Origin of the sequence: Convivina praedatoris, assembly GCF_933208495.1 — a bacterium.
Classification (GTDB): Bacteria; Bacillota; Bacilli; order Lactobacillales; family Lactobacillaceae; genus Convivina; species Convivina praedatoris.
The window spans coordinates 1-25,514 of the sequence record NZ_CAKOET010000006.1 but is presented as its reverse complement, the minus strand read 5'-3'; the positions used below and the strand labels follow the sequence as shown (position 1 = coordinate 25,514).

At 37.4% G+C, this 25,514-nt stretch carries 35 protein-coding genes and 4 tRNA genes; 28 read left to right on the top strand and 11 right to left on the bottom strand.

Features of this window, described 5'->3' with window-relative positions; genetic code table 11:
- Positions 1-48: 48 nt before the first annotated feature.
- The 3 genes from M4974_RS06195 (at position 49) to M4974_RS06185 (ending at position 1,658) form a co-directional block, all read left to right on the top strand.
- Positions 49-1,401, top strand: a complete 1,353-nt coding sequence (locus tag M4974_RS06195; protein ID WP_248706759.1) for a DHA2 family efflux MFS transporter permease subunit — start codon at positions 49-51, stop codon at positions 1,399-1,401.
- 64 nt (positions 1,402-1,465) lie between these two features.
- Positions 1,466-1,548 (top strand) — tRNA-Tyr (locus tag M4974_RS06190).
- Between the two features lie 38 nt (positions 1,549-1,586).
- Positions 1,587-1,658 (top strand) — tRNA-Gln (locus M4974_RS06185).
- A gap of 69 nt (positions 1,659-1,727) precedes the next feature.
- Here the strand turns inward: M4974_RS06185 and hflX are convergent.
- From hflX to M4974_RS06170, 3 genes are all read right to left on the bottom strand, one after another.
- Positions 1,728-3,014, bottom strand: coding sequence for a GTPase HflX (gene hflX / locus M4974_RS06180; protein ID WP_248706760.1), 1,287 nt, complete (start codon positions 3,012-3,014; stop codon positions 1,728-1,730).
- Positions 3,015-3,030: 16 nt separating this feature from the next.
- Positions 3,031-3,696 (bottom strand): histidine phosphatase family protein, encoded by a 666-nt coding sequence (locus tag M4974_RS06175; protein WP_248706761.1) that lies wholly within the window; start codon positions 3,694-3,696, stop codon positions 3,031-3,033.
- A 98-nt stretch (positions 3,697-3,794) separates the two neighbouring features.
- Positions 3,795-5,213: a hemolysin family protein gene (locus tag M4974_RS06170; RefSeq protein WP_248706762.1), complete on the bottom strand. Its 1,419-nt coding sequence runs from the start codon at positions 5,211-5,213 to the stop codon at positions 3,795-3,797.
- A gap of 279 nt (positions 5,214-5,492) precedes the next feature.
- Here M4974_RS06170 and nrdH point away from each other — a divergent pair, with 279 nt between their 5' ends.
- Genes nrdH through nrdF form a run of 4 tightly spaced genes read left to right on the top strand, consistent with a single transcriptional unit; the run spans position 5,493 to position 9,359 of the window.
- Positions 5,493-5,720 carry a glutaredoxin-like protein NrdH gene (gene nrdH / locus M4974_RS06165; RefSeq protein ID WP_248706763.1) on the top strand — a complete coding sequence of 76 codons (228 nt, stop codon included), beginning with the start codon at positions 5,493-5,495 and terminating at the stop codon, positions 5,718-5,720.
- Positions 5,721-5,756: 36 nt separating this feature from the next.
- On the top strand, positions 5,757-7,928 hold the full coding sequence (gene nrdE / locus M4974_RS06160; RefSeq protein WP_248706764.1) for a class 1b ribonucleoside-diphosphate reductase subunit alpha: 2,172 nt from the start codon (positions 5,757-5,759) through the stop codon (positions 7,926-7,928).
- Positions 7,929-7,947: 19 nt separating this feature from the next.
- Positions 7,948-8,394: a class Ib ribonucleoside-diphosphate reductase assembly flavoprotein NrdI gene (locus M4974_RS06155; protein WP_248706765.1), complete on the top strand. Its 447-nt coding sequence runs from the start codon at positions 7,948-7,950 to the stop codon at positions 8,392-8,394.
- On the top strand, positions 8,391-9,359 hold the full coding sequence (nrdF, locus tag M4974_RS06150) for a class 1b ribonucleoside-diphosphate reductase subunit beta (protein WP_248706766.1): 969 nt from the start codon (positions 8,391-8,393) through the stop codon (positions 9,357-9,359). Before M4974_RS06155 ends, nrdF begins: the two co-directional genes overlap by 4 nt.
- Before the next feature lie 32 nt (positions 9,360-9,391).
- Here the strand turns inward: nrdF and M4974_RS06145 are convergent, their stop codons facing one another.
- Positions 9,392-10,060 (bottom strand): phosphatase PAP2 family protein, encoded by a 669-nt coding sequence (locus M4974_RS06145; protein ID WP_248706767.1) that lies wholly within the window; start codon positions 10,058-10,060, stop codon positions 9,392-9,394.
- A 109-nt stretch (positions 10,061-10,169) separates the two neighbouring features.
- A complete protein-coding gene (locus M4974_RS06140; RefSeq protein ID WP_165806786.1) occupies positions 10,170-10,313 on the bottom strand; it encodes a hypothetical protein in 144 nt (47 codons plus the stop codon).
- Positions 10,314-10,406: 93 nt separating this feature from the next.
- Between M4974_RS06140 and mutY the strand changes: the two genes are divergently transcribed.
- The 4 genes from mutY (at position 10,407) to M4974_RS06120 (ending at position 12,820) form a co-directional block, all read left to right on the top strand.
- Positions 10,407-11,450: an A/G-specific adenine glycosylase gene (gene mutY / locus M4974_RS06135; protein ID WP_248706768.1), complete on the top strand. Its 1,044-nt coding sequence runs from the start codon at positions 10,407-10,409 to the stop codon at positions 11,448-11,450.
- On the top strand, positions 11,437-12,537 hold the full coding sequence (locus M4974_RS06130) for an AI-2E family transporter (RefSeq protein WP_248706769.1): 1,101 nt from the start codon (positions 11,437-11,439) through the stop codon (positions 12,535-12,537). The genes mutY and M4974_RS06130 overlap by 14 nt, the downstream gene beginning before the upstream one ends.
- Positions 12,538-12,595: 58 nt before the next feature.
- Positions 12,596-12,677 (top strand) — tRNA-Leu (locus M4974_RS06125).
- A gap of 70 nt (positions 12,678-12,747) precedes the next feature.
- Positions 12,748-12,820: transfer RNA gene (locus M4974_RS06120), tRNA-Thr, on the top strand.
- Positions 12,821-12,968: 148 nt separating this feature from the next.
- Here M4974_RS06120 and M4974_RS06115 read toward each other — a convergent pair.
- The 4 genes from M4974_RS06115 to M4974_RS06100 form a co-directional block, all read right to left on the bottom strand.
- The gene (locus M4974_RS06115) at positions 12,969-14,039 is read right to left on the bottom strand and encodes a site-specific integrase (protein ID WP_248715866.1); all 1,071 of its coding nucleotides are present in this window, start codon (positions 14,037-14,039) and stop codon (positions 12,969-12,971) included.
- Positions 14,040-14,625: 586 nt separating this feature from the next.
- Positions 14,626-14,985 (bottom strand): hypothetical protein, encoded by a 360-nt coding sequence (locus M4974_RS06110; RefSeq protein ID WP_248715865.1) that lies wholly within the window; start codon positions 14,983-14,985, stop codon positions 14,626-14,628.
- Positions 14,986-15,032: 47 nt separating this feature from the next.
- Entirely contained in the window at positions 15,033-16,268 is a 1,236-nt protein-coding gene (locus tag M4974_RS06105) for a DUF4041 domain-containing protein (protein WP_248715864.1), read from the bottom strand.
- Positions 16,269-16,272: 4 nt separating this feature from the next.
- The gene (locus tag M4974_RS06100) at positions 16,273-16,956 is read right to left on the bottom strand and encodes a helix-turn-helix domain-containing protein (protein ID WP_248715863.1); all 684 of its coding nucleotides are present in this window, start codon (positions 16,954-16,956) and stop codon (positions 16,273-16,275) included.
- 128 nt (positions 16,957-17,084) lie between these two features.
- Here M4974_RS06100 and M4974_RS06095 point away from each other — a divergent pair, with 128 nt between their 5' ends.
- Positions 17,085-17,309: a helix-turn-helix domain-containing protein gene (locus tag M4974_RS06095; RefSeq protein ID WP_248706554.1), complete on the top strand. Its 225-nt coding sequence runs from the start codon at positions 17,085-17,087 to the stop codon at positions 17,307-17,309.
- A 168-nt stretch (positions 17,310-17,477) separates the two neighbouring features.
- On the opposite strand, the gene M4974_RS06090 is transcribed toward M4974_RS06095, so the two are convergent.
- Entirely contained in the window at positions 17,478-17,669 is a 192-nt protein-coding gene (locus M4974_RS06090; protein WP_089940464.1) for a hypothetical protein, read from the bottom strand.
- A gap of 95 nt (positions 17,670-17,764) precedes the next feature.
- Between M4974_RS06090 and M4974_RS06085 the strand changes: the two genes are divergently transcribed.
- On the top strand, positions 17,765-17,914 hold the full coding sequence (locus tag M4974_RS06085; RefSeq protein ID WP_248706775.1) for a hypothetical protein: 150 nt from the start codon (positions 17,765-17,767) through the stop codon (positions 17,912-17,914).
- A gap of 3 nt (positions 17,915-17,917) precedes the next feature.
- On the opposite strand, the gene M4974_RS06080 is transcribed toward M4974_RS06085, so the two are convergent.
- Positions 17,918-18,157 (bottom strand): hypothetical protein, encoded by a 240-nt coding sequence (locus tag M4974_RS06080; RefSeq protein WP_248706776.1) that lies wholly within the window; start codon positions 18,155-18,157, stop codon positions 17,918-17,920.
- 78 nt (positions 18,158-18,235) lie between these two features.
- On the opposite strand from M4974_RS06080, the gene M4974_RS06075 reads away from it, so the two are divergent.
- From M4974_RS06075 to M4974_RS06005, 15 genes are all read left to right on the top strand, one after another.
- The gene (locus M4974_RS06075; protein WP_116585382.1) at positions 18,236-18,442 is read left to right on the top strand and encodes a hypothetical protein; all 207 of its coding nucleotides are present in this window, start codon (positions 18,236-18,238) and stop codon (positions 18,440-18,442) included.
- A gap of 129 nt (positions 18,443-18,571) precedes the next feature.
- Positions 18,572-18,733 carry a hypothetical protein gene (locus tag M4974_RS06070; RefSeq protein WP_248706555.1) on the top strand — a complete coding sequence of 54 codons (162 nt, stop codon included), beginning with the start codon at positions 18,572-18,574 and terminating at the stop codon, positions 18,731-18,733.
- An 82-nt stretch (positions 18,734-18,815) separates the two neighbouring features.
- Positions 18,816-19,139, top strand: a complete 324-nt coding sequence (locus M4974_RS06065; protein WP_248715862.1) for a hypothetical protein — start codon at positions 18,816-18,818, stop codon at positions 19,137-19,139.
- Positions 19,139-19,936 carry a recombinase RecT gene (locus M4974_RS06060; protein ID WP_248715861.1) on the top strand — a complete coding sequence of 266 codons (798 nt, stop codon included), beginning with the start codon at positions 19,139-19,141 and terminating at the stop codon, positions 19,934-19,936. Before M4974_RS06065 ends, M4974_RS06060 begins: the two co-directional genes overlap by 1 nt.
- A complete protein-coding gene (locus M4974_RS06055; protein WP_248715860.1) occupies positions 19,933-20,595 on the top strand; it encodes a hypothetical protein in 663 nt (220 codons plus the stop codon). The genes M4974_RS06060 and M4974_RS06055 overlap by 4 nt, the downstream gene beginning before the upstream one ends.
- A 15-nt stretch (positions 20,596-20,610) precedes the next feature.
- Positions 20,611-21,474, top strand: coding sequence for a helix-turn-helix domain-containing protein (locus M4974_RS06050; RefSeq protein WP_248715859.1), 864 nt, complete (start codon positions 20,611-20,613; stop codon positions 21,472-21,474).
- A gap of 11 nt (positions 21,475-21,485) precedes the next feature.
- Positions 21,486-21,953: a helix-turn-helix domain-containing protein gene (locus M4974_RS06045; RefSeq protein ID WP_248715858.1), complete on the top strand. Its 468-nt coding sequence runs from the start codon at positions 21,486-21,488 to the stop codon at positions 21,951-21,953.
- Complete coding sequence (locus M4974_RS06040; RefSeq protein ID WP_248715857.1) at positions 21,928-22,641, top strand: putative HNHc nuclease; 714 nt, start codon at positions 21,928-21,930, stop codon at positions 22,639-22,641. Before M4974_RS06045 ends, M4974_RS06040 begins: the two co-directional genes overlap by 26 nt.
- On the top strand, positions 22,638-22,844 hold the full coding sequence (locus tag M4974_RS06035; protein WP_248715856.1) for a hypothetical protein: 207 nt from the start codon (positions 22,638-22,640) through the stop codon (positions 22,842-22,844). The genes M4974_RS06040 and M4974_RS06035 overlap by 4 nt, the downstream gene beginning before the upstream one ends.
- A gap of 3 nt (positions 22,845-22,847) precedes the next feature.
- Entirely contained in the window at positions 22,848-23,222 is a 375-nt protein-coding gene (locus M4974_RS06030) for a DUF3310 domain-containing protein (protein ID WP_248715855.1), read from the top strand.
- Complete coding sequence (locus M4974_RS06025; protein ID WP_248715854.1) at positions 23,188-23,601, top strand: dTDP-glucose pyrophosphorylase; 414 nt, start codon at positions 23,188-23,190, stop codon at positions 23,599-23,601. The genes M4974_RS06030 and M4974_RS06025 overlap by 35 nt, the downstream gene beginning before the upstream one ends.
- Positions 23,602-23,625: 24 nt before the next feature.
- On the top strand, positions 23,626-24,075 hold the full coding sequence (locus tag M4974_RS06020; RefSeq protein WP_248706870.1) for a hypothetical protein: 450 nt from the start codon (positions 23,626-23,628) through the stop codon (positions 24,073-24,075).
- 8 nt (positions 24,076-24,083) lie between these two features.
- Positions 24,084-24,491, top strand: a complete 408-nt coding sequence (locus M4974_RS06015; RefSeq protein WP_248715853.1) for a YopX family protein — start codon at positions 24,084-24,086, stop codon at positions 24,489-24,491.
- 140 nt (positions 24,492-24,631) lie between these two features.
- Positions 24,632-24,907, top strand: coding sequence for a hypothetical protein (locus M4974_RS06010; RefSeq protein ID WP_248715852.1), 276 nt, complete (start codon positions 24,632-24,634; stop codon positions 24,905-24,907).
- A gap of 97 nt (positions 24,908-25,004) precedes the next feature.
- The coding region (locus tag M4974_RS06005; RefSeq protein WP_248715851.1) for an N-6 DNA methylase at positions 25,005-25,514 on the top strand (510 nt) is incomplete at its 3' end.

The window sequence follows — 25,514 nt, the reverse complement described above, 5'->3', positions numbered from 1 at the left end:
AGTGTAGAAACTAGTGTTTTTTTATAAAAAATAGGTGAGATATAAGTTATGAAATTAAGCTATAAATTAAGATTAGCAATTATGGTTGTGGGTTCGTTTTTGGGAGCTTTTAGTTCCACTTTAATGAACATTGCCTTGCCAAATTTAATGGCTGCTTTTCATATATCGGTTTCCCAGGTTCAATGGGTAACGACCGGTTATATGCTGATATCGGCCTTGGTAATTCCAGCCAGTTCTTATTTAATTAAAAAATATTCAATGCGAAATTTATATTTGAGTTTTGCGACGATATTTTTATTGGGATCAATTTTAGGGGCCCTAGCGCTAACTTTTTGGTTAGTTGTTGTAGGTCGTATGATTCAAGCTCTAGGAGCCGGAGTATTGTTCCCGTTGGTGATGGTTGCTGGCTTAAAATACGCCCCTAAAGAACATCGGGGCATGGTCATGGGGATAGTGGGGATGGTGTTTAATTTTGCACCAATTATTGGCCCTAGTATTGCTGGCATTATTCTAAACGTGGCTTCTTGGCGTTATCTTTTTATTGTGTTGATTCCTGTTATGGCAATAACAATTATAGCTGCGGGGCTATGCTTGCCCAAGGAACAAAAGCAAGGCGATGAACATTTAAATTATCAGGGACTGGGATTGCTGTCGTTTAGCTTAACTGCAATTTTGATTGGCCTTTCTAATATTGGCACGATGAGCTTTATTTCTTGGCCAGTGCTAGGTAACATACTGGTTGGGATTGTATGTGGCTTTTTATTTTTACACTATCAAGAACACGTCTCCAATCCGGTAATCGATTTACAAATTTTTAAAGATCGGCAATTTAATTTAGCTAACAGCATTAATTTTTTGTTAACTTCAACTATGTTTAGTAATACGATTATTTTGACACTCTTGATTCAAGGTGTTATGAAACAGAATCCACTTGTTTCAGCCTGGGTAATCTTACCAGGAGCCGTATTAACAGGGATATTGTCACCACTTTCTGGCCGTTGGTTTGACCGTTATTCCATCAAGAAGTTAACTTTAATTGGATTAAGTTTAGATATTTTGGGTACGATTTTACAACTTAATGTAAAGCTGAAGTTTGCCTTTTGGATTTTATTGGGGGCTCAGCTTATTCGTCAGTTAGGTTTAGTAATGGTCTTAATTCCGATTCAAACGCAGGCGGTTAAATCGTTATCACCCGACTTAATTCCAGATGCTATCCCAGCTTACAGTATGTTTCGCCAAATCGCTAGTTCAGTTGGAACAGCAATTATCGTAGGAATTATGTCGATTGCTGCCTCACTGGTTGGTACTGAAGCCGGCGAAGTGGCAGGTATTCGAGTTGGATTTGCCATTTCTTTAGGGATGATTATTATAGCCTTAGGTCTCTCACGGCGATTAAAATAGTTTGGGCAAAATGATTGATTATTAATTTGTAAATTGTTATAATATAAAGGTTGTTTGAGACAGCGGGAGTGTAGCGAAGTCTGGCTAAACGCGACGGACTGTAACTCCGTTCCTTCGGGTTCGTAGGTTCGAATCCTACCGCTCCCATACCGTATCATAGCTAACGGTTATAAATAAATAGCTATTGCCCCTTGGCCAAGTGGTAAGGCAGAGGTTTTTGGTACCTCCATGCGCTGGTTCGATCCCAGCAGGGGCAATTAAATCAAACAGTCAGAGATGGCTGTTTTTTTGTACATAAAAACCGATTCACTAAGAATCGGTTCTTTTTAAATTTGGTACGCTTGATATTTAGCCAATTCTTGCGGTGAAAGTATTAATTCAATAATTGTGCCTTCTTCGGTGTAGTCTTCCTGTAAGAAGACATGTTGGCTACTCAAAGTAGCGACTAGTTTATTTTCACTAAAAGGAATTTTTAATTTAACTGGTTGACTATCAGCAAAAATATTTTGCTCAATCAGCTGAATTAATTCATCTTGCGATTTTAAGTCCAGTGCTGAGATAGTAATTGCATTTTCGCCATCAACTGTGGGATAGGGTAAGTTGGTTTGATCGGCCTTATTGAAAACGGTAATCATTGGTCGACCAATTACACCAATCGACTGAAGAGTTTCTTCAGTCGTTTTCATCATTTGCTGATAATTTGAATCAGAAACATCAACAACTTGTAATAACAAGTCAGCTTGACCAGCAGCCTCTAAAGTCGAGCGAAAGGCAGCAACTAGGTTGTGGGGGAGTTTAGAAACAAAACCAACCGTATCACTTAATAGCAACTGACGTTTATCGGTCAAGGTTAACTTACGAACCGTAGTATTTAAAGTGGCAAAGAGCATGTTCTTTTCAAAGACTTGTTTTGTGGTGGCGTTAACTGCACCCACACCAAAGCGTTCTAATAGCCGGTTCATCAGGGTTGATTTACCGGCATTAGTATATCCAACTAAAGCGACGGTCGGAAGTTGGCTAGCTTGACGTTGAGTGGTACGAGTATCTTCGTCTTTAATTAGTTCAGCAAGTTCCTGTCTAATATGAACCATTTCACTGGTGATACGACGACGGGATTGTTCTAGCTTAGTTTCACCGGATCCACGGCTGGTAAATCCTGCGCCACCAGCACCAGTCTGCTGGTCAAGACTGACCGACATGCTAGTACGTAAACGTGGTAGTTGGTATTGCAAACGAGCAAGTTGGACTTGGAGTTTAGCAACTTTAGTTTGAGCTCGTTGGGCAAAAATATCTAGAATTAAACCAGTTCGATCAACAACTGTAGCATCGGTTAATTTTTCTAAGTTACGAATTTGTGAAGGGGAAAGCTCATCGTTTACAACGATTAAATCTACTTCATAGCTTTGAACTGCTTGTCCTAGTTCTTCGACTTTACCTTTGCCAAAATAAGTCGCTGGGTTGGGCCGGTCTAGTTTTTGTAAGAATGTTTCAACTGGCTGGAGATTGTTTGCTTCAGCTAAGTTAGCTAATTCGGCCAATTCATAATCAATATTTTGATTTTGTTGACCTTGAAGCCCGGCTAGTAAAACCGGACGGAGTGTATCATCTGTCATTTAGACTGCCTTTTTCTTAAAAATAAGTTTCAGTATCGTTGAAGGAAATTACTTCAGCTGCGGTATCGGTTAGTGATAGTTGCATCACGGCTCCATTTTTGACTGAGTCCAAGGCTAGGTCACTGTGACCAAACATATCAGCAATTGCACGGATTGTCGTACCATGAGCGACTACTAAGACTTGATCACCATCATGATGTGCTTGACGAAGTAATTCAAATCCGTGCTGAATACGCTCATAGAAGTGTTCATAGTTTTCAGCCAATTGATAGGGGTCATGATCGTGAAACAAGTTCATGACAGCCTTCATACCAATGTCCCTCACCATGGCGCTATAGTCATTATAAATAGGCTGAACAAAACCATTTAGATAGGTAACAGTGACCTGAGAGTCGACTCCTTCAAAAGAGCCAAAATTCTCTTCACGAAAATCGGGTAATTGGACGGGCTCTTTGGGTGATTGGGCTTGGTTTTCAGCTAAAATAAAGCGGGCCGTGTGGATAGCTCGCGTTAAATCGGATGAGTAGGCGCCATTAAAAGCTATTTTAGCTAAGCGTTGCCCAGCTTGATGAGCATCTTGGATACCTTTGGTTGTTAGAGGAGCATCCGAATGTCCCTGAAAGCGACGTGTTAAATTAAAATAGGTTTCACCGTGGCGGACCATGTAAATAGTAATTGCCATAAAGTATAGTTTCCTTTCATCGTATGAGTCTTTTCCTCCAGTTTATCATTATTTGAGAGTACATAAAAAGCTCACTAATTATTGGTGAGCTAGATTGATTAATCTTTTTGAGAATTTGAACTAGATGTATTAGGAGAACTGGTAGCACTTTCTGACAAATCCTCATCATGATCATAAATACCATTACTATTAACATCCTGGAAAGGTTTAGGAAGTTCCTTAACGGCAAATTCAGGAATAAAGGCGTTATCATAGTCCAAGGCCATAATTTGGAAATTAGCAATTTGCATGGTGTCGCCGGTTCTAAAGTCCGGATCTTTTTTCAAAACATAGCCGGTTAAAGTAACCGCTTCATCGTCATCTAATTCTTTAACGTTTGTATTAAAGTAGCGCTGGAAATCATATAAGGTTGTCTTACCAGATACCTTATAGCGATGATCACCAAGTTTTTCGATGTATTCATCGGATTGATCATCCATTTCGTCTCGAACACTGCCAAATAACTCTTCATAAATATCTTTGTCGGTAATGATTCCGGCCGTTCCACCATACTCATCAACTACAACGGCAATGGGTGAGCGCTTCATAATCATTTCATCCATTACATCATGTAAATCCATATTTTCTGGTACGGCGGGGATGTCACGCATAATTTTAGCGATTGGTTCGTTGCCACTAATTCGGCCTTGGCGAACTAAATCATAATTAAAAACATAGCCCAAAACCTTATCTTTATCATTATCAGCCACAACCGGAAAACGTGAATGACGTTTTTGAAGATAGAGATCAACCCCCTGGTTAATCGTATCCTTGACGTCAATAACGTCCATTGATGTTCGATCAATCATAATATCAACGGCGACCTTATCGTTCATTTCAAAGGCACGTTGCATGAAAGTTAAATCTTCATCATCTAACTCACCGGCTTCAGCAGCATTTCTTGATAGAGATAAAATTTCAGTTTGAGAGTAGATATCATGATCGTTATCTACTTGGAAGCCAAGTAAACGAGTAACAGCGTTTGACAGATGGTCTAATATCCAAATCAGCGGAAAAAGAGCGATATGGAAGAAGCGTACCGGACGAACAATTAACAAAAGGACTTTTATAGGTTCTTCAATAGCGATGTTTTTAGGTACTAAGTCAGTAAATACGGCGTGAATGACTGTAAAGATGACAATAGCAGCTACAGAAGCAACTGCGTGAGCGTATTCACTAGGGATAATATGTGACGATAAGATTAAATTGGCAACGGTTTCTTCTCCAATCCAACCTAAAATCAGACTAGTTAAAGTAATACCAACCTGGGCGGTCGAAAGATATTCTGTTAGATGCTCCACCATATGAATCGCTTGGCTGATTTTTTTTGATGGGGTTGTACGATCTTCTTGCATAGCTTGTAAAGCGCTCAATCGTACTTTGACTAACGAATACTCAGTTAGGGTAAACAAAATAGCCAGTAATAAGACAAATAAGATGATAATAAAATTAGTCATCATCGAGGGGCCAGAGTCCAAAAGAAATACCTCTTTCTTTAAATAGTAAAAATAAATGTTACACTAGGGCATATTATAACAAATTTCACCAAAATTGGTAAAAATTAGCCTACTGAAAAATGAGTAAAATTTTGTTTTATTAATATTAATTTATGAAAGCTATTGCTGTCGGGCTTTAATGGGAACAAATGTTTGAGAGGCTAAATTTTGACCTTGAAGTATCAAGGTAAATAGGTAAACTAGTAGATAGCTTTTCCAATGGAAAAATGCAAATCAAAAAAATTAAAGGAGGTCGTTACTATGTTAGCCGTGACTGTTTATACTAAAAATAATTGTGTGCAATGTAAGATGACAAAGAAATTTTTAGATCAGAAGGGTATTGAGTATCAAGAAATTAACATTTCCCAAGAGACCCAATACATAGATCAATTGCGTGAAAAAGGTTTCCGTCAGACTCCAGTGGTCATGAGTGGAGAATTGAATTTCAGCGGCTTCCGTCCAAGTGAGTTAGAGAAAATTCAAGCTTAACGGATTTTATTGCCATATAACTAGAGTGGAGCATGTATGTCTTTAAAAAATATTAATATCGACGAAGTTACTTACTTTGATTTAAATAATCAATTAAACATTCCTCAAGATGGTCGTATTCAGTTGGATAAGGATCAAGAAGCTCTTGAGGCTTTTTTAAGCGAAAATGTAAATCCTAATTTAAAGCACTTCGACTCAGTGGCAGAACGTTTCGAATGGATGATTGATAATCAGTTTTTGGAGCGAAATTTTATTGAGAAGTATGATATGGATTTCATCGAAAAGCTATACGACTTCCTTGAAAAACAAAATTTTCAATTTGGTTCCTTTATGTCCGCCTTTAAATTTTATAATCAGTATGCTCTTAAAACCAATGATGGCGCCTATTATGTTGAACGATATTTGGATCGGATTGTTGCTAATTCATTGTTTTATGCTGATGGGGATGAGCAGTTGGCTCTTAATATTGCCAATGAAATGGTGCACCAACGTTATCAACCGGCTACACCGTCCTTTTTAAATGCGGGGCGTGCCCGTCGTGGAGAGTTGGTTTCGTGTTTTGTTTTACAATCGTCTGATGATATGAATTCAATCGGCCGAGTGGTTAACTCAGCTTTGCAACTCTCTAAAATGGGTGGAGGTGTTGGTATTAACCTTTCTAATGTTCGTGAAGCCGGTGCACCGGTCATGGAAATTGACAACGCTGCTGGTGGGATTGTACCTATCATGAAGTTATTGGAAGATTCTTTTACCTTTTCATCGCAGGTAGGTGCTAGACAAGGTGCTGGTGTTGTTTATCTTTCTATTTTCCATCCCGATTTGCTAACTTTTTTGGCCACAAAAAAAGAAAATGCTGATGAAAAAGTCCGGGTTAAGACCCTTTCTTTGGGTCTTACAATACCTGATAAATTCTATGAGTTAGTAAAAAATAATCAGATGATGGCTTTGTTTAGCCCGGCTGATGTTGAAGCAGAATATGGTGTACCTTTTAATTATGTTGATTTGACTGTGGAATATGACAACATGGTGGCTAATCCTAAAATCAATAAGCGTATGCTTTCTGCTCGAATGGTCGAGGAAGAAATATCTAAACTACAACAGGAATCTGGCTATCCTTATGTGATTAATTTAGATACAGTTAATCGGGCTAACCCAATTGCTGGTAAGGTAGTGTCATCTAATCTTTGTTCTGAAATCCTACAAATTCAGTCTCCTTCTAAAATTAATGATGAGCAACGGTATACGCAATTGGGGGAAGACATTAGTTGTAATCTAGGATCAATTAATATTGTTAACATGATGCAAAGTCCTGATTTTGGGGCATCAGTTGAAGCAATGGTTCGGGCGTTAACTTATGTGTCGGATACTTCTAATTTGAATGTTGTACCATCCGTTGAATATGGTAATCAATCTAATCATGCGATTGGTTTGGGCGCCATGGGATTGGCAGCGTTCTTTGCTCAAAATAAGATGTTATATGGTGATCAGGAATCGTTAGACTTCACTAATGTCTTCTTTATGATGCTTAATTTTTATTCATTAAAAGCGTCAATGCGTATTGCCCGTGAGCGTCAACAAACTTTTAAGGACTTTGATAAATCATCTTATGCCGATGGCTCATATTTTGAGCGTTATATCAATAACAGTTATCAGCCTAAAACTGCTAAGGTTGCTCAGCTTTTACATGATTTACCAGTACCAAATCAAGATGATTGGTTGGCTTTGAGTAATGAGGTCCAAAAGTATGGGTTGTACAATGCTTACCGGCATGCCATCGCACCAACTGGATCAATTTCGTATGTTAATAATACGACAGCTTCATTGCTCCCAATTGTTAATCGTGTCGAAGAGCGGCAAGAAGCAATGATTGGTAAAATTTATTATCCAGCTCCAGGTTTGAATAATGAAACCATGCCATACTTTATTTCGGCCTATGATACTGATATGCGTAAGGTCATTGATATTTATGCAGCGGCTCAAGAGCACGTCGATCAGGGAATGTCTTTGACGTTATTCATGCGCTCTACTATTCCAACCGGTCTATATGAATGGAAAGATGGTCGCACCAATAAAATGACGACTCGTGATCTTTCTATTCTCAGAAACTATGCTTTCCGAAAGGGAATTAAGTCGTTATACTATGTACGGACTTTCACTGATGACAATGAAGAGTCTGGTGTAAATGAGTGTGAGAGTTGTTCGATTTAATTTTGAAAGGTTTAATTACATGGTTGCCATCAATGTCTTATATGCTTCAATAGAAGGAAATACTGAATCGTTTATTAATAAATTGCGGGAAGTAACTGAGGCAAACGGAGATATTTTAAATAGTAAACTGATTGGTGATGAAACTGAATTCGAACAAGTAACGAAGCCGTTTGTAGCTATTGTACCAACCTATTTAACCGGTGGGACGGGTACTGGACCAGAAGTAACTGAAATATTTACTAACGCCTTAGACGATTATATTGATTTTTCGGATAATCGTAAGTTTTTGGTCGGTATTGTTGGATCGGGTAATCGAAATTTCAACGTTCAATATATCTTAACTGCTAAACGTTATGCCCAAAAATATCAGGTACCGCTTTTAGCCGACTATGAATTACGTGGAAGTCGTTTTGATGCTCAAAAAATTTATCAAAAAATTAAAACGACAGTAGAGGAGTTAAAATGAGACATATACAAGATGGTTCTTATGTAGCAATAAATTGGAATCATATTGAAGATGAACTAGATAAAGCAACTTGGGAAAAATTAACACAGCAATTTTGGTTAGATACTCGAATTCCAATTTCTAATGATTTGAGAACTTGGCATGGGGAGCTTTCTGCTCAAGAACGCGATGTTGTTAATCGAGTTTTTGGTGGTTTAACAACGTTGGATACTCTACAGTCACAAGACGGTATGGCGGCTTTACGGGCTGATGCTGTTAACCAAAAAGAAGAGGCTGTCTTAAATAATATTCAATTTATGGAGTCCGTGCATGCTAAGTCTTACTCATCTATTTTTGAAACTTTAAACTATAAAGCTGAAATTGAAGAGATTTTTGATTGGGCCAACCATGATAAATTTTTACAATTTAAGGCCAACCGGATTAATGATATCTATCAAAAGGGTACATCTTTGCAAAAGAAGGTAGCTTCTGTTTTCTTAGAAACTTTCCTATTCTATTCTGGTTTTTATACACCCCTATATTACTTGGGCCATAACTTGATGAATAATGTGGCAGAAGTGATTAAGTTAATCTTGCGTGATGAATCGGTCCATGGAACCTATATTGGTTATAAATTCCAAATTGGCTTTAATCGTTTGGATGAAGAACAGCAGGGAAAGTTACAAGAGTGGATGTATGATCTGTTATATGAATTGTACGAAAATGAAGAAAAATATACGCATGAATTATATGATGGGTTGGGTTGGACAGAAGATGTGCTAACTTTCTTGAGATATAATGCCAATAAGGCTTTAATGAATTTAGGACAAGAACCACTCTTTCCGGATGGAGCAGAGGATGTTAATCCGGTAGTTATGAATGGTATTTCGACGTCGACTGCTAATCATGATTTTTTCTCTGCAGTTGGGAATGGTTACTTGTTGGGTGAAGTTGAATCCATGAATGACGAAGATTATCAAATATAAAAAGAACGAGGATAATTAAATCCTCGTTCTTTTTATATTTCTTCATGCTGGAACATTCGGAAATTATTTTTAAGGTAGTTAGCCATTTTAGGATAACAGGCTGCAGCTAAAATTACCCAAGCATAGGCAAACAGTAAACCTGCTATTACATCAGAAAGGAAATGAGCACTAAGGTACAAACGTGACAGCATCACCATAAAGCCAATGGTAATGATTGCCCACTTAGCTAAGATTCTTGTAACAGCTGAAGAAATGTTAGGCATTACTAACAGGAACATGATGAAGATAACAACAAAAGCTCCGAAAGTGTGTTGACTAGGAAAGGAAGAACCACTATCCGTCAACAAATGCCCCACGGGACGGTCACGGTTAACGAGAATCTTAATGATTCGCATTAATCCTTGTCCCAATAGCATGGTTGAAATGGTCCAGATTGCTGGTATTTTCAAATCAGCCAGTAGCAAAATAACTGCTAATATAATGACATAAATGATATCCATTGCTGGAGAACCAAGGAAAGTTGAAATAGCCATCATGATATCTCCGTAAGGAGTTTGAATCGTTGTCATGAATGCTCGAACAGCTTCGTCGATATTACCAGGAAATGGAAAGTTTGTTCCTATTAAGGCACCTAAAATAATAGCTAATAAAGCTACAAAGACTGCCCGCCGTTTTTGTTTTGGTTGGACCGCGATAATCATATGTAAACTTCTCCAAGGCCGTAATCAATTTCTAGTATTTAGTATACCGATGAATTTAGTGCTAAACAAGTATATAGGTAAATAAAAAACTAGCTGCTAAGCTAGTTTTTTATTTAGTATTAGGAATTTCTTCAACTTTACCCTTGGCCCATTGTTGTAGTTGGGCGATTGCACTTTGGCGCTTTTTCTTTGCTGCGTTATGTCCGACCTTACGAGCACGGGCAAATGAATTAAGAGGCTTCTTTAATGCCATAATACACTCCTTATTTCTAAATTTAAAATATACATAATACAAAATTTTATTTTACTCTAAAAGGAAGTCGATTTCAAGTGTATAATATCAGTTATGGAAATTTGGAATCAGGAACAAATTAATTCTTTTAGAGCTACTTTATTAGCATGGTATGACCAAGAAGGTCGTGGTCAACTTCCATGGCGTTTAAATCATGATCCCTACCGTGTTTTGGTATCAGAAATAATGTTGCAGCAAACGCGGGTAGAGACAGTTATTGAGTATTTTAATCGCTTTATGGCGGCTTTACCTACGGTAGAGACTTTAGCGCAGGCGGATGAAGCAACGGTCTTAAAGCTATGGGAAGGGCTCGGCTATTATTCCCGTGCTCGTAATTTACAACGAGCGGCTCAGTATGTCGTAAACAACTTGCAGGGACAATGGCCAAACAGTAGCGATGATTTACAGGAATTACCTGGCGTAGGGCCATACACGGCAGCAGCGGTTGCATCAATTTGTTTTGATGAGGTAGTACCAGCTGTGGATGGTAACCAGTACCGAGTATTTGGTCGTTTATTAAAAATTGATGCTGATATCAGTCAGCCCAAGTCGCGAAAAATATTTTATAATGCGATTGCTCCAATTGTTGATCCTAAGCGGCCAGGAGACTTTAACCAGGCTATTATGGATTTGGGATCGACCTATATGAAGGCTAGCAACCCAGATACGCTTAATTCTCCCGTAAAGGAGTACAATGCGGCTTATCGAGATGGCGTGGAAGATAAATATCCGGTTAAGACTAAACGAGTTAAACCGCGTAAAGAATTGTGGCAGGCTCAGGTAGTTTATAATGAAGCAGGCGACTTGCTATTTGAAAAACGACCGGCAACAGGTCTGCTATCAGATTTTTGGACCTTTCCATTACGAAAAATTGATAAAATTGATGATCTTGATGGACAACAACTAACCATTAAACCTGTTGTTCATATTTTTACTCATCGACGTTGGGAAATATGGTTGGTGGCAGTTAAAGCCCCAACTAAGTTAGCAATCAATCAACGTTATCTAAGTAGTGAAGAGTGGCAAGCTCTTTCGCTCCCTAAGGTGCAACATAAACTATTAACGAAATTACACGAGGTCACGGATGTTTCCGAATAAAAAAAGTAAAAAACTTTTCTTTTGGACTATTGAATTATTAGCTTTAGCCCTTCTGTTATACGTAGTTTTGCGGTTTGACTTTGTCATGCACCCAGTTTCAGTATTTATTTCTACTGTTTTCATGCCTTTGTTGATTTCAGGTTTTTTGTATTATTTGTTAAAACCATTGTTAAAATTAATTGAGAAAGTTCGGATTAAGTCTTGGATGATATCGCATAATTTAGCAGTAATATTGACTTTTCTGGTGTTTTTATTCGTAGTTATTGGTGCCTGTTTAATTTTTGTACCAATTATTATTAATGAAATAACTAATTTAATTAATTCTGTTCCATCTTTTATACGTCAGGGACGTGAAATCACCGACCAGCTGATGCACAGTCATTGGTTTAAGCGGTTAAACATTACAGTTAGTGAAGATGATTTGAAAAATAGCATTAATCAATATGCTAGTTCTGCCGTGTCTATCACAGCTGGTACGTTAAAGAACGTCATCGTTACAACAACCACGGTAACGTTAAACATTCTAACAGTGCCAATCATTTTATTTTACATGCTTAGTGATGGCGATCGATTAATTCCGGCTATTCAAAAGTTTTTTTCTGATCGACATAATGATCAAATAGCCGAGTTAGCTGGTCAAATGGATCAGACGATTGAACGCTATATTTCTGGACAGGCAATTCAAATGGTGTTTGTCGGATTATCCATGAGCTTAGGTTACTGGATTGCAGGTCTGCCTTATATTTGGTTATTGGGCTTGATTGCTGGGATTGCCAATATTGTGCCTTATGTGGGACCGGGAATTGGTGTCATTCCAGCCCTTATTCTGGCTATTCCGTTGTCTTGGAAAGCAGTTATTATTGTTCTAGTAGCAATGGCTGTTGTTCAGCAGATTACTGGAAGTATTATCTATCCGGCTGTATTGGGCAAGAGCCTGCAAATTCATCCCTTAACGATTATGTTATTACTATTAGGGGCTGGTAATTTATGGGGAATTGTTGGTATGATTTTGGTTGTGCCAGTATATGCTATCAGTAGAACGATTGTTTTATATGTAGTTGCTATGAGAAATATTGATAAATTATAAAAAAAGCTTGACGATTTTTTTTATTTTTTGTAAAATAAAATGGTTGTTTAAAAGCAATGCGGGTGTGGCGGAACTGGCAGACGCGCTGGATTTAGGTTCCAGTGGAGTAATCCGTGCAGGTTCGATTCCTGTCACCCGTATCTCAACATTTGAAGAAAATGTTGTTGAAGTATCTGATACTATGTGATATAATATCTGAGTGCTTCTTTTGCCGACTTAGCTCAGTTGATAGAGCACCTCACTAGTAATGAGGGGGTCGCCGGTTTGAGTCCGGCAGTCGGCATTCTTATATGTTTTAATAAAACTCTTAAAACCCCGGTATAATCGCCTTTAACGTGATTACACCGGGGTTTTTCTTTGTTATAGTTAACTGTGTTTTTCGGTATTTTTATGTTTAATTCTGTGTAGTTCTGTAAATATTTAGACACTTTTTAGACGGATTTAGACTTAAAAACGGATGTCATAATCTGTTGTGTCTTTTCCTCCTCACTTTCCTTTTGAGAATTAAGAAGGTGGGTATACACGTCGATTGTAGTGGATATATTCTTGTGACCTAGGCGAGCAGAAACGTATTTAATATCAACACCTTGGCTGAGTAATAAAGAACCGTGAGAGTGTCTTAGAGCGTGAAATGATACGGTCTTGATACCAAGCTCCTTGATTGCCTTTTTTAATGTCTTACCAGCTCCATAATTGCTAACATCTGCTATTGGCCCATCGATTCCTTTAAGTTCTTCTAGTAAGTCGTCATCAACAGAAATAACCCGGTTGCTTGACTCTGTTTTGGTTGATTTAACATGACGGTACTGGTCAAGTGCTTTATTAACAGAAATAGTCTTATTTTTAAAATCAATATCATCAGATTGTAGCGCCATAATTTCACAAATACGCATTCCGGTATGGATTGAAATATAAATAGCTAGGTATGATTTTGAATGTGGATATTGAATCAATTTTTCCTTAACGTAACGATCCAATTTTATTAGTTCCTTATCTTCTAGGAACTTGTCATAAGCCGACTTACCAGGCGTACCTACAAGCTGAATACGGATAGTGGGGTTATTCTTAATGATTCCGTCAGCATAGGCGTCTTCTAAAGCCTGGCTAATATGATTTTTTCTTTTAGCTACGGTTTCCTTTGAGTGGTCCTTGCCAAACTCGTTAATAAAATTTTGAAAGTCGGTGCGGGTGAAATCCAGTAGCTTCACATCGGGCAGATACTTAACGATATTATCGAGCGTGTTTTGGTACTGATATTGAGTAGCTGATTCCATCTTTGATTTATAGGTGTCGACCCATTTTTCAAAATATTCTGATAACAGCATATTTTCATATTTATTTTTTACTCGATCAACATAGCCTGCTTCGATTTCAGATGCCCACAAAATAGCTTCCTTTTTTGTGCGAAAACCTTGCTTACTAATTTGTTTATATTTACCATTTTCTTTAACAGATACTCTAGCTCGGTATTTTCCGCCTTGTGTTTTGGTATATGTCGCCATATTTATTTCCTAACCAACTTTTGAATAATTGTAATTTTTAAACTTTTGCATGGCATACAACGTGATGTAAATTGACAAAAACGCCATTTTGACAATTTACAATGAAGAAATAGTTGTAATAAACCTTAAAATTTAACAAATTGGGACAAATAAAAAGGCTTATGCCCTATGTACGCCCCGAAGAGCATGTAGGTTAGCACTCCTCTATAACAGAGAAGTTAGGTTGGCTTTTAACGTGGTTCCCCAGCACTATGTAGTAGGACTTACATTGTCAGTATGGGAAATGTAAATATTCATCAGGAGTCACTGAAAAATGCCTATATGTAATTGGGACTTATATCATCATCCAGGAAGCATATTCGGAGTTATTGGGATAATTTTTAGAACGAATGATGAATGCCCGGTATGTATTAGGACTTACATCACTAGCATACACAAGGATAATAGTGTTATTGCTTACTGGAGAATAAGTGAGTTAGTTCTAGTGAATGCCTATATATCGGGACTTACATCGTCAAGAGGAATTGAGCGTATTAAAGAGAGAAATTGGTTGACGAATGCCCTATGTACGCCCCGCGGGGCTTTTTTATTTAGTACTAACAACAGTTCCTTTAATAAACCAAGATCCAAGTGATGATTTTGTTTCTGATATTTTAAACTTGATATGTTGTCCCTTTTTTAAGTTGTGTTGCTGTTTATCTGGATAGAAATTCAGGTGTTCTCCAGCCCATATATTCTGACCAAGAGGAGTATTATTTTCTACACTGGCAATTTCAACATCTATTATTTTTCCGTCCAAGTTTTCACCGGCATTTAATTTTTTCTCTGCAACCGTCGTAGTATAGTCTGCCTTTACATTATTATCACTGTAAACTTTAAAACCAATTACTCCGATAATTGCGATAACAATTACTGCTAATATTGGAATTAATACTTTTTTGTTCAAATTTCCTCTCCCTATAGCTTTTAACGTGGTTCCTGCCTGCACGTTGATTATCTATTGGTTCTTTGATTGCTTTTCTGAGATAACTCAAATTCAGAATTTTCTGGATGATCATGCCATTCGATTGTTATATTTTTTTGTTCTTTAATAAATTTCTTGATTTCATCTAAAGATACATTAAAATATTCTTTTCTATTGTTAATATGATTAACACGACTATTTGTAAACTCTTTATGGAGTTCTCTTTCTAGTTGGAATGCGTTTTCTGAAAAAATAAGTGCATGAACATCAAATTTAAATGGGACAGACGCACTTCCTAATTCATCGATTCTGTCCATCGGTGTAAGACGTCTAGTTACTCCAATTTTGTAGACATTCTGTCCAAATGAACCTATGTTGCTAATGATGTATACATAACCAGCTTTTGAATTTGAAATTCGATAATCAAGTTCTTTTGCGTCATCATCAAGTCGTTGCAATTCTAACTTCAATGAAGCAATTTGTTCGAGAATTTCGTCATTTTTTTCTTGTTTCTCTAGTTTGGATAATGCATTTTGGTACTGCTTTCGTTCTTTTTCAATTATCTTATGTTGAATTTCTACTTCTTTTTGAAGCTTTTTTTCCTCGATTTCACGCTCTCTTTGTTCTTTTAGAATGTCTTTTTCTTCTTGTTTTTTTAATGCGTATTCAACAGATAAAGTAAGTTCTTCAATTTTTAATTTTAAATATTCATTCGATATTACAACAAATGAAAAGCTGTCAAAAAGACTGTTTAATTTCTCATAGCTTTTTGTGAGAGATTCTAATTTATTTTCGTAATTATTTGCAGTTACTTTATTTATTATTCCAGTTGCTTCTCCGTTAAACGCTCTGATAAGTGCAGAGCCGCTTTTATTCTGCATTGTTTTGCCTTTGGCTATTGATTGATTGAAAGTATAGCTTTGGGTAATTATAAATGCTTGTTTGTTTCTAACAAGTAGCTTTTCAGATTCAATAATACCTTTTAATTTTTCTTTTAATGTCAAACTATCGGTTAATTGATATGTAGGTTCATAAAAACCCATTTCAATTTCATTATTAATATTCTCAAGGTCTTGATTTGCTAAAACAATCTTTTTTCTAATGATATTTAGCTCATTATTTTTTTCATCAATAGAATTATTAAGGGTTATTATTTTTTCTTCAAGTTTTTCATCTTTTCTTTTAAATAACTTCATTTCTAAACCTTTATTTACTCCAATTACAAACCATAGTATAGGCTTCTTATGTAATGTAGTTCTGTGCATAAATTTAAAATGACGATTGTTGATGTACTAACTTACCTATAATTTGAATAGGAGGGTTATCGTTTTCGACATCTTCTTTTTTGTATTCGAATGGTTTAAATTCAGATAACCAACTGTCCGGCTCAAACCTGATTTTGTCAGGGTATTGGTAAACGTGTTTAAGCGTCGCAGCTTCACTATCAATAATCACTCCACAAATGTCACCGTTGGTTATTTCACAAGTATCTAACTTGGCAAGAATAGCTACGGCACCGTTAGGTATGAATTTATTCATACTCTCACCGTTGACTCTAAGAGCTAGTAAATTATCTTTTCCATAACGCTGAATCAAATCATCATCTATTTTTACAGTACCCTCTATATCTTCCTTGGCACCTTCAGGGTACCCAGCAGCGATCCGACCATAAATTGGAATTGATACAGTGGCCGGTGTAGATGAAATGGTAAGCTCGTTTGGTATTTTTTCAGGAACGATTCCAGCCAGTTTCAATATCTCATCATTATCGATACGTAGTCCGGTTGCGATTTTATATAAAGTCTTTGGAGTAGGAATTTCAACTCTGCTATTTTCAACTTGTGATAAATATGATGATGACATCTTAGCTTGCATGGCTGTTTGTCTTAGAGAAAATCCCTTCATTTCCCTTATTTGTTTTATTTTGTTTCCGAAATTATTAGTATCAGTCATTTTATTAATCCTTTAATAACAAGAATAAACATAACAAATACAAAAATAAACAAAATAATATAAAAAGTGTTTGAAAAATAAAAGCATACGTGTTATGATAAATACATCAGATAGAGAGGGGGCGTAAAATGGCAACATCTATTAAGACTAGTAATGTTGGTTTGAAACATCCTGAACAGTTTAAAAAACTGATTATTAAAAATGGATATAATCTTTCAAAGCTAGCTGCTGACATTGGTACAGACTCTGCTGCAATGACTAGATATGTCAATGGCGGTAAGATGAGACCCATGAGAGCTAAAGCAATTGCCAAAAAGTTGAATGTTGATATTTCTGATATTTTTTTGGTTTAAATGTTCGAAAAATAGAAACAAACCAAGAACTACAGAACCAATAACCAAACAGAAAGGAGAGAACATAATTGCAAAATAAAAAACTATCTAAATTAAAAATTAGACAGCTTGATGAAATTTCAAGAAATGATGAGTATAGCTTACAGACAAGGATTAACGCCACCAATGCTATTTTGGAAAATTATCCTTCACGAAATCAAAAGAAACGTTCACTAATTCATAGGTTAATTTCATCAGTGTTTGGCCTTGTTTAGAGTTCTCATCAATGTCGTTGTCGGTTATGAATTTTTTAGATTTTTCTAGCATGATAATTTGCAATTCATAAGCTTCACGAGAAACAGGAAATTCATTTTTATTCATACCTAGTTATTCCTTTCCTAAATTTCAGCGTGGGGCTGATAAGGAAAGTATAGCAAATCTAAATAATAACCAAACAGAAAGGAGGCGATTGAGTGATGTTAATTGATAAAAAGCGTGTTATTAAATTATTAGATTTGGGTGATATTGCTGGTTTTAGAATAGGACGAACAAAGGAATATCCAGATGGGCTTACACTCATTGTTAAATTAAAAAGAACTCGACGTAAAAGTCAGAGTTCCGAATAACCATTAATTTGATTCTTCATAAGATTCAGCAATCCAGTATCTACTAGAAAGTGTTTTATTATCGTTTATTTTTACACTTGACCAATGACGATCATATAAGTTTACGAACGCCTGATCTAGGTCGATACCAGAGAATGAATCTTTAACTTGAGTATCTGAAAATGAAATATCAATTTTTTGAACATCTAGGATTGTTAAATGCTCATTCGTTTCTGCATTTTCAAATATAATTTTATTTTTCATGGTATTTTCTCCTTTCAATTTACTAGGCACGGCAATGCCAGTAACAAAAGGATAGCAAAATATAGAAAGGAGGGGAATATGGCTTTTGATCCAAATGGAAGCCGTATGTTTAACATTCAAGGCTTGATGGAAGAAATGCAGACATCTCGAGAAAAGGTTGAATCATTAGTCAGCATGCCGGGATGTCCTGAATTTTATTATCCCAATCAAAAAAGGCCAGTTTATCCAGAGTCGGAAATGTTGGCCTTTATTAAAGCAAAGACGACCTATAAGAGGCCGATGTAGGAGGTAAAACATGGAATGGGTTTTATTAGTTTTTAGCACAATATTGCTGTTCGTCAGCTTCTTAATGTTAATTAGCCTAAACGATAGAGTAGAACAGTTAACTAATTTGCTTAATGGAAAGGTAGACCGATGGGAGCTTTAAATTTGTGGCTGAATGACTTCATTATCTCGGTGATTGTTGTCGCAGCGATCGGTTTAATGATTATGGCATTTATGGTCGATGACAACCCAACTGATGATGAAATCAAGCGAGACGTGGAACGTAATGAAGAGCAACAAAAAAGCGCCTAACCAATAACGGCTAAGCGCAGGGTATAAATTGTCCGTGCAAAGAAATTTATACCTCTAATTGTAACACATGAAAGGGGTAAATATGGCTATTAGTAACATTTTAGAACAGCCGATGTATGGCGAGGGGTATATGCCTTTAAATCTTCCTAAACAGAAAGTTGTGCGGGCTTGGCGTTCAGAGCCTAATCAACTGGGTGGGTTCTGTTACATGACGATGGAAGACCTAGAAAATGATTATGACACTGTCTACGAATTAACAGAAGAAGACGGTCAAACGATCGTGGTTGGTTCATCGCTAGGAGACTATATCAAGCAAGTTCACGACGGCTATATCAATGTTGGTATCTTTGCACACGATGTTGACGGAGATGACATCTTAACGGATTTGGAATGGGAGGAACGCTAATGGCTAATAACTTAGTAAGGAAACTCAAGACTCCGGATGTGATAGAACAATTTAAAGCAACGGCTGGTAAAGCTGCTGAATCATTTGCTGGTGAAGTTGCAATTACAATTCTTAATAATCCAGCTCTTGAAGATGCTAGTTTGAATTCTGTTATTACAGAAGCTACCAAAGCCAGCGCTCTGGGACTTTCACTGTTACCAACAGTTGGAGAGGCTTATCTAGTTCCTTTTAAAGGAAATGCACAGTTTCAGCTCGGCTATAAAGGTTTACTGCAGTTAGCAATGCGCAGTGGCCAAATGAAATCATTTGGATCAGTAGCCGTTTATGAAGGTGAAAACCCAAAGTGGGATAAGTATTCTCAAGAACTGGTAACTGATGGAGAAGAGTCTGGGAAAGTAGTTGGATACTATGCTTTCTTCACATTAATCAATGGATTTAGAAAGTCAGACTACTGGACAATTGAAAAAATTGAGGCCCATCGTAATAAGTTTTCAAAATCAAAGAACGGTCCCTGGAAGACTGATTTTGATTCCATGGCGAAAAAGACCGTGCTTAAATCATTGATTCAATACGCACCTAAGTCTTCTGAAATGCAACGCGCTATGAGTGAAGACACCCAGAGCGAAATCAATCAAACGTTAGATGTCACACCGAATGATGTTTTTATTGGGTCAAGTGAACAAGGCAACGATAAGCAGTTTACAAATGGAACTAGTGACAATCCGTTCACTGACAACAATAAAAAAGAGCCGACGGACGGACAATTATTTGATGAATTGGGGGATTTAAGTAAATGACGGTTACAGAAGTGAAACCAATTATTGAAGTTCGAGATGGTGAATTAACTGGAACTTATGATGCACTTGCAAGTATTCAATCTTTCGATTGGTCTACCCCAGTTACTGATGAAAAACGTGCTGCCGAAATGCGCGGTAAGCGTGCTGATTTGAATAGATTTATTAAGCAAGGTAAGTCAGTTGCTAAAGCAGAAGAAAAAGAACTAGTTAAGCGTTGGAAAGAAGAAAACAGCCAATCATTTGCAGCGCTCGACACAATGGAATCAATCTTTGAGGATGCTGGTGAACAACTTACTGAATTTCAGAATAGTAAGTTATCTGAATGGCTGCCAACTCTTGAGGGATTTGTACAAAAACAAAATGAGACTCGAAAGCTTGATGATGACCACAAGTTAACTATTACTAAATGGCGTAAGATTGGATCATTTACGGCAACCGGAAAGCTTAAGCATGCGATTGAAAATGAAATCGTAAAAGAGGCTGAGCTACGACGATTACGCATGAATCAACCACCTAAGCTAACTGAGAAAGAAGTATTTGAGAAAGCAATTAAATACAAGTTCGGTAAGCTATGGGACAGCATTGACGACGACGGTTTATATGGTGGAAAAGACATCAAAGAGATGTTAAAACCAATTGCCGAAGCACTGAATAATTAGTAGTTTGGAGCAATAATGTCAGATCTTAAATATTTCACTCAAATACCTGCTTGGGTTGATGAGATAGACAATATTAATGATTTTCAAGTTAGGTTACTGGGATTTGTCTATACGTTGGAAAATACAACAGGCACGGCTTTTCCAAGTAATAAACGCCTTGCTGAAAAATATCATAAAAGTATCAAAACGGTACAAAATGCTTTGAGTGATTTGTACACAAAAGGGTTACTAAAAAGCAAAGTGGTATACAAGGAAAACAGCAAAGAAATTAGTAAACGTTATCTGTACATTGTTGAACCTGATGAAGGGAAATCTACGGGAGTACCTACCCCCAAAAATGAGGGTACCCTACCCCTAAAATCGGGAGTACCTACCCCCGAAATCGGGGCAGATAATATATCACTTAATAAATCATCTAATAAATCAATTAATAATACACCCCCTACCCCCTCACAGGGGGATGAGAGTGATGAGCAATTATTCGATCCATTCCTAGCGGAGAAAATGCTAGATGGATTTAACAAAGCAACTAGACGACAAGTTAAAAATAAAGGGACTTTCAGCAAGTTAGTCATGAACGGTGTTAAGTACCAGGAGTTTTCAGACGTGTTGCATTGGGTGTTTGATACATGGAGCGATCCAAGTATGTTGACGTCTAGCGGACTAGTTAAGAAATTTGACCAGTATTCCGATACGGCTAACGAACTTGGGTTTGTAAATGGTCAACGACCGAAGAAAAAGCCAAAGGTACAGTCGAATAACTTTGGTCGTCGACAAGTACAAGAGCCTGAGATGGTGACCGGCGGTGATAATCAGCAACCTAGTGACGACTTTCAAGCCGCATTGGATGATTTGAGAGGCATTAAAACCAAGGGATAGGAGGCCATAACATGCAGGAAGAAATCACTAACATTGATTTAAAAAAATATCGTGAGCGCATTGGATGGACACGTGACCAAGTAATTAGCGAGTTTAATCGCCGCTATGGTCATGATTTGAAGTATCTGACGTATGAAATTTTTGAAGATACAGGCGAGGTTAAGACTTACTTCGTAGATGAGTTTATTGAGCTTTTGAAGATTCCAGAAGTGGATGTTATCAACGGTAATTTTAGGAAAAACAAAGATTTGTCAGTCGATGACATGATTAACAACGGATTTGGCATAACGCTTAAGACCATTCGTAAGTGCCACCACATGACGTTGAAGCAACTTGCCAAGATGACCGGTATCTCTTATTCGTCAATATATTGCTATGAGAATGACAAGAAGGTGCCAAGCAAGGAATACTTTTGGAAATTGTACGAAGCCTTAGTTGCTTTGGAGTCTGGATATGGAACTAACCGGAAAGGTGCTTAGCCGTCGAGGTTCAGTTTTAACGATTGAATTAAACGACGATAGCGAGCTGTACAAGCTGGACAAATACGACCCACAGCATACACATCAAGTTGGGATATACATTGACGACAAGCGCCATGTGAATTCACAACAGCGTAACTTTGCTTGGGCGATTATCGGTGACATTGCCAAGAGTGAAATTGGTGGTTATTGGGCGAGTTATCCTAACCTGATTTACGACAATTTCAAAGCGATGTATGCCAGATATTATGGCGTGGAAGATTTCAGCCTAAGCGACCGCAAGGGTGTGAAAAGTCAGGCTAACGAATTTATCAGTATGCTGTTGCAATTCTGCTTGGACCACAATGTTGGTTTAAGTTTCCTGCCAATCCAAGAGTTGGCACCCGAAGAAGTCAGCAAGTGGGAATACGCCTGCTTGATGAATAAATCTTGTGTTATCTGCGGTAAGAAGGCCGACCTCCATCATTTGGAAGGTTCACGTATCGGACAGGGTAACAACCGCAACAAGGTGAATCACATGGGGCGCAGAGTTGAGGCGTTATGTCGTGTCCATCACGATGCTTGGCATTATGACGAAGCAAACTTAATGGCTAAGTACCATTTATCAGGTATTAGAGTAAACGCTGAAATAGCGCAATTATACCGACTTAACACGGTCGGTGGGAATGATGATAGGAGTTATGTATGACAGTCGCTGTTAGAAAGATGGACAGGATATACGCACTGTATAAGGGTGACGAGTATATCTGTGATGGCACGATTACTGAAATTGCTAGGAAGACAGGCAAGAAACCTAATTATTTGCAATATATGGCAACTAAAACTTACGAGAAAAGAATTAGTCATGGAACAAATCGTCTACAAATGATTGAGCTGGATGAGGGAGAGTAGTGCATGGAAGAGTTAGTACGCCCACAGCGTTACGTCGGTAAGAATGGCACAGAAGTATTCGATATTATCGATGAATGGGAACTGAATTATTACCAGGGAAATGTTGTTAAATACTTGATTCGTCATAGAAATAAAGGAGGGAAGCAAGACTTAGAAAAGGCTCTAGTTTATTTAAGACACATCCTAACTGAAAATGAACTAGGTCAAAGATTTCGCCGGCTAGTTGACTTTGAATATTTACAAGATGAATTCGATATCGGATTGAATGCACGAATGGCGATTGAGTGTATGGTTAGAGCTAAACAGACCGGAATGTGGAGTTATATTGACATCGCAATTGAATATGTCAAAAGAGAAATTAAGCAACGGTATGAATAAGTTGGTGTTTGATCCAGATATATTGCGACCTTACACGTTGAATAAATACATCTCGATGGAGCGTGCGAATCGTTATATCGCTTCCAAAGCGAAGAAAACGGCCACTAATTATTGTCGGGCGGTTGTCATGCAAGCGATGGTGGACGGTGTGGCATTCGACTGGCCGTGCGTGGTGCAGTTTAACTGGTATCTGACTGACAAACGGATTGACTCAGATAATTGGGCTTTTACGCAAAAATTTATATTAGACGGAATGCAGAATGCAAGCGTACAAGGTCGTAAGTTTCTGGTGAATGACAACATGGTACACGTTAGAGGGCTACATCACGATTTTTATAAAACTGATGGTGTGGCTAGGTTAGAAGTTATCGCAGTATAAGCAAATTGAGAAGGAGAAATAAATATGTTTTATATAAACCCAACACCGCTATCACTTTGGATTTGGTTAGGATTGTGGGCGTTAGTACCTATTACAGCATTGGTTTTCTACGCTATTTCAAAGTTACTAATTAAAGATGTATTTAGTGATAAGCCACTTGTTAATGCTACTATATCCGGAATTGTGATGTTAGTTGTGATTGGTATTCTAGCTGGAATGTCGGCTTATCATAATTACACACATTCATCTTCATACGTTAAGGACATAAAGGCCATGAAGATTGAATATGACAGCGACAAGCAAGTTCGAAATATTAAAGTATTAGATTACCAGGGTAAAGAAATTTACAACTATACAGGTAAGTTTAGCTTCGATCGTAGCGGTCACGGATTAAACCTAGTCGACAATCAAACAGGTAAGAAGATTTCGATTTACATTGGTGATAATGACTCAGTTATTGTCACAGATAGGTAGGAAATCATATGAGAGAAATTAAGTTTAGGGAATGGGACGAAACCCGTGCAGAATTTTATGGTGGAGAAATTCCTGGTATGAGTTATGGCGTTCGAGAGGATTATGACGATATGGTTGGATTCAGATTCGCTCACGAAGAAAACTCGTTTAAAGGTAAAAAACGCCTATTGGAACAATATATCGGACTAGTAGATAAGAATGGTAAAGAAATTTATGAGGGAGATATTGTTAAGTTTGACATCCTTATTGGAGTTCCAAAATTAGGAATTGTTGTATATGAAAAGTATTGCTTCAATATTAAAGGATTTTATGAAAGTGGATTTGATTATCCTACATTAGCATTTTCAGAATATGACCAAATGCAATTTGAAGTCATTGGCAACATTCACGAGAATCCAGAGTTACTTGAAAATTAATACACGGGCATTCCTAGAGATGTAAGACCCATCAAGCTAACTAGAAATGACCGGTGGAATGGTAATTTTTCTAAGTGTGCTTACTAATCAGTTACACGCCCTTCTAACGACGGGAGGGGCGTACATATGGAGTCTAAATTATGGTTAATAAATTTTTAAACAAAAACAAAAATAAATATTGCTGGTATGAGCCAAGTAAGCACCTTTATTTGACGATGTGGAAGCGTGATGAAGATGCTAAAGACTTAAATAAATTAGGATTTGTTGACGGATTTACAGACTATACAGATGAAGAGCCGTGGTTATTAGTTGCCTTAACAGAAGATGAGTTAATTCAAGCAAAAGTAGAAGATAAATTTAACGTTAAGATTAGTAACTTGGTTAAGCTCGACCCAAATACGTTAAGAGAAGTGTAAACATACGTGCTGGGGAAACACGTTAAAAGGCCTATGTATCATCAATAATGTTGACGTCCTTCGGGGCGTACATAAGGAGTTTATTAGAGGGGGCGACATGGCATTAGATTTTCTAAAATTGATTGACGTAAAAGAAAGCTATCAAGCTCCGATTAAGCTAGAAAAAATCATGTTGGATAGTGATCAGCGGACTAAGCTATTTGATTCTTTTTTAGCTGAGCAGTCCGACTTATCGTTTGATTGGTTTACGGAGTTCTTTCAGATGGAGCAGGCCGACCGTAAAGGCAAGAAGCAAGACTACACACCTGATGGGGTTGCAACGGTTGCTAATGCTCTATTAGGTACAACTACAAGTAATGCAGATATTTGCGCTGGTACTGGTGGTCTAACGATTAAGCGCTGGTGTGACAATCCAGCCGCTTATTATTACTGTGAAGAATTTTCAGACCGTGCCATTCCTTTCCTATTGTTTAATCTAGCTATTAGAAATATTGACGGTATTGTTTGGCATGGTGATAGCTTAACCCGTGAAGAATTTGCTACATACAAGTTAGCAAAAGGAGAGCGTTATTCCAGCATTGAACAGATATACGAACAAGCGTTCGAT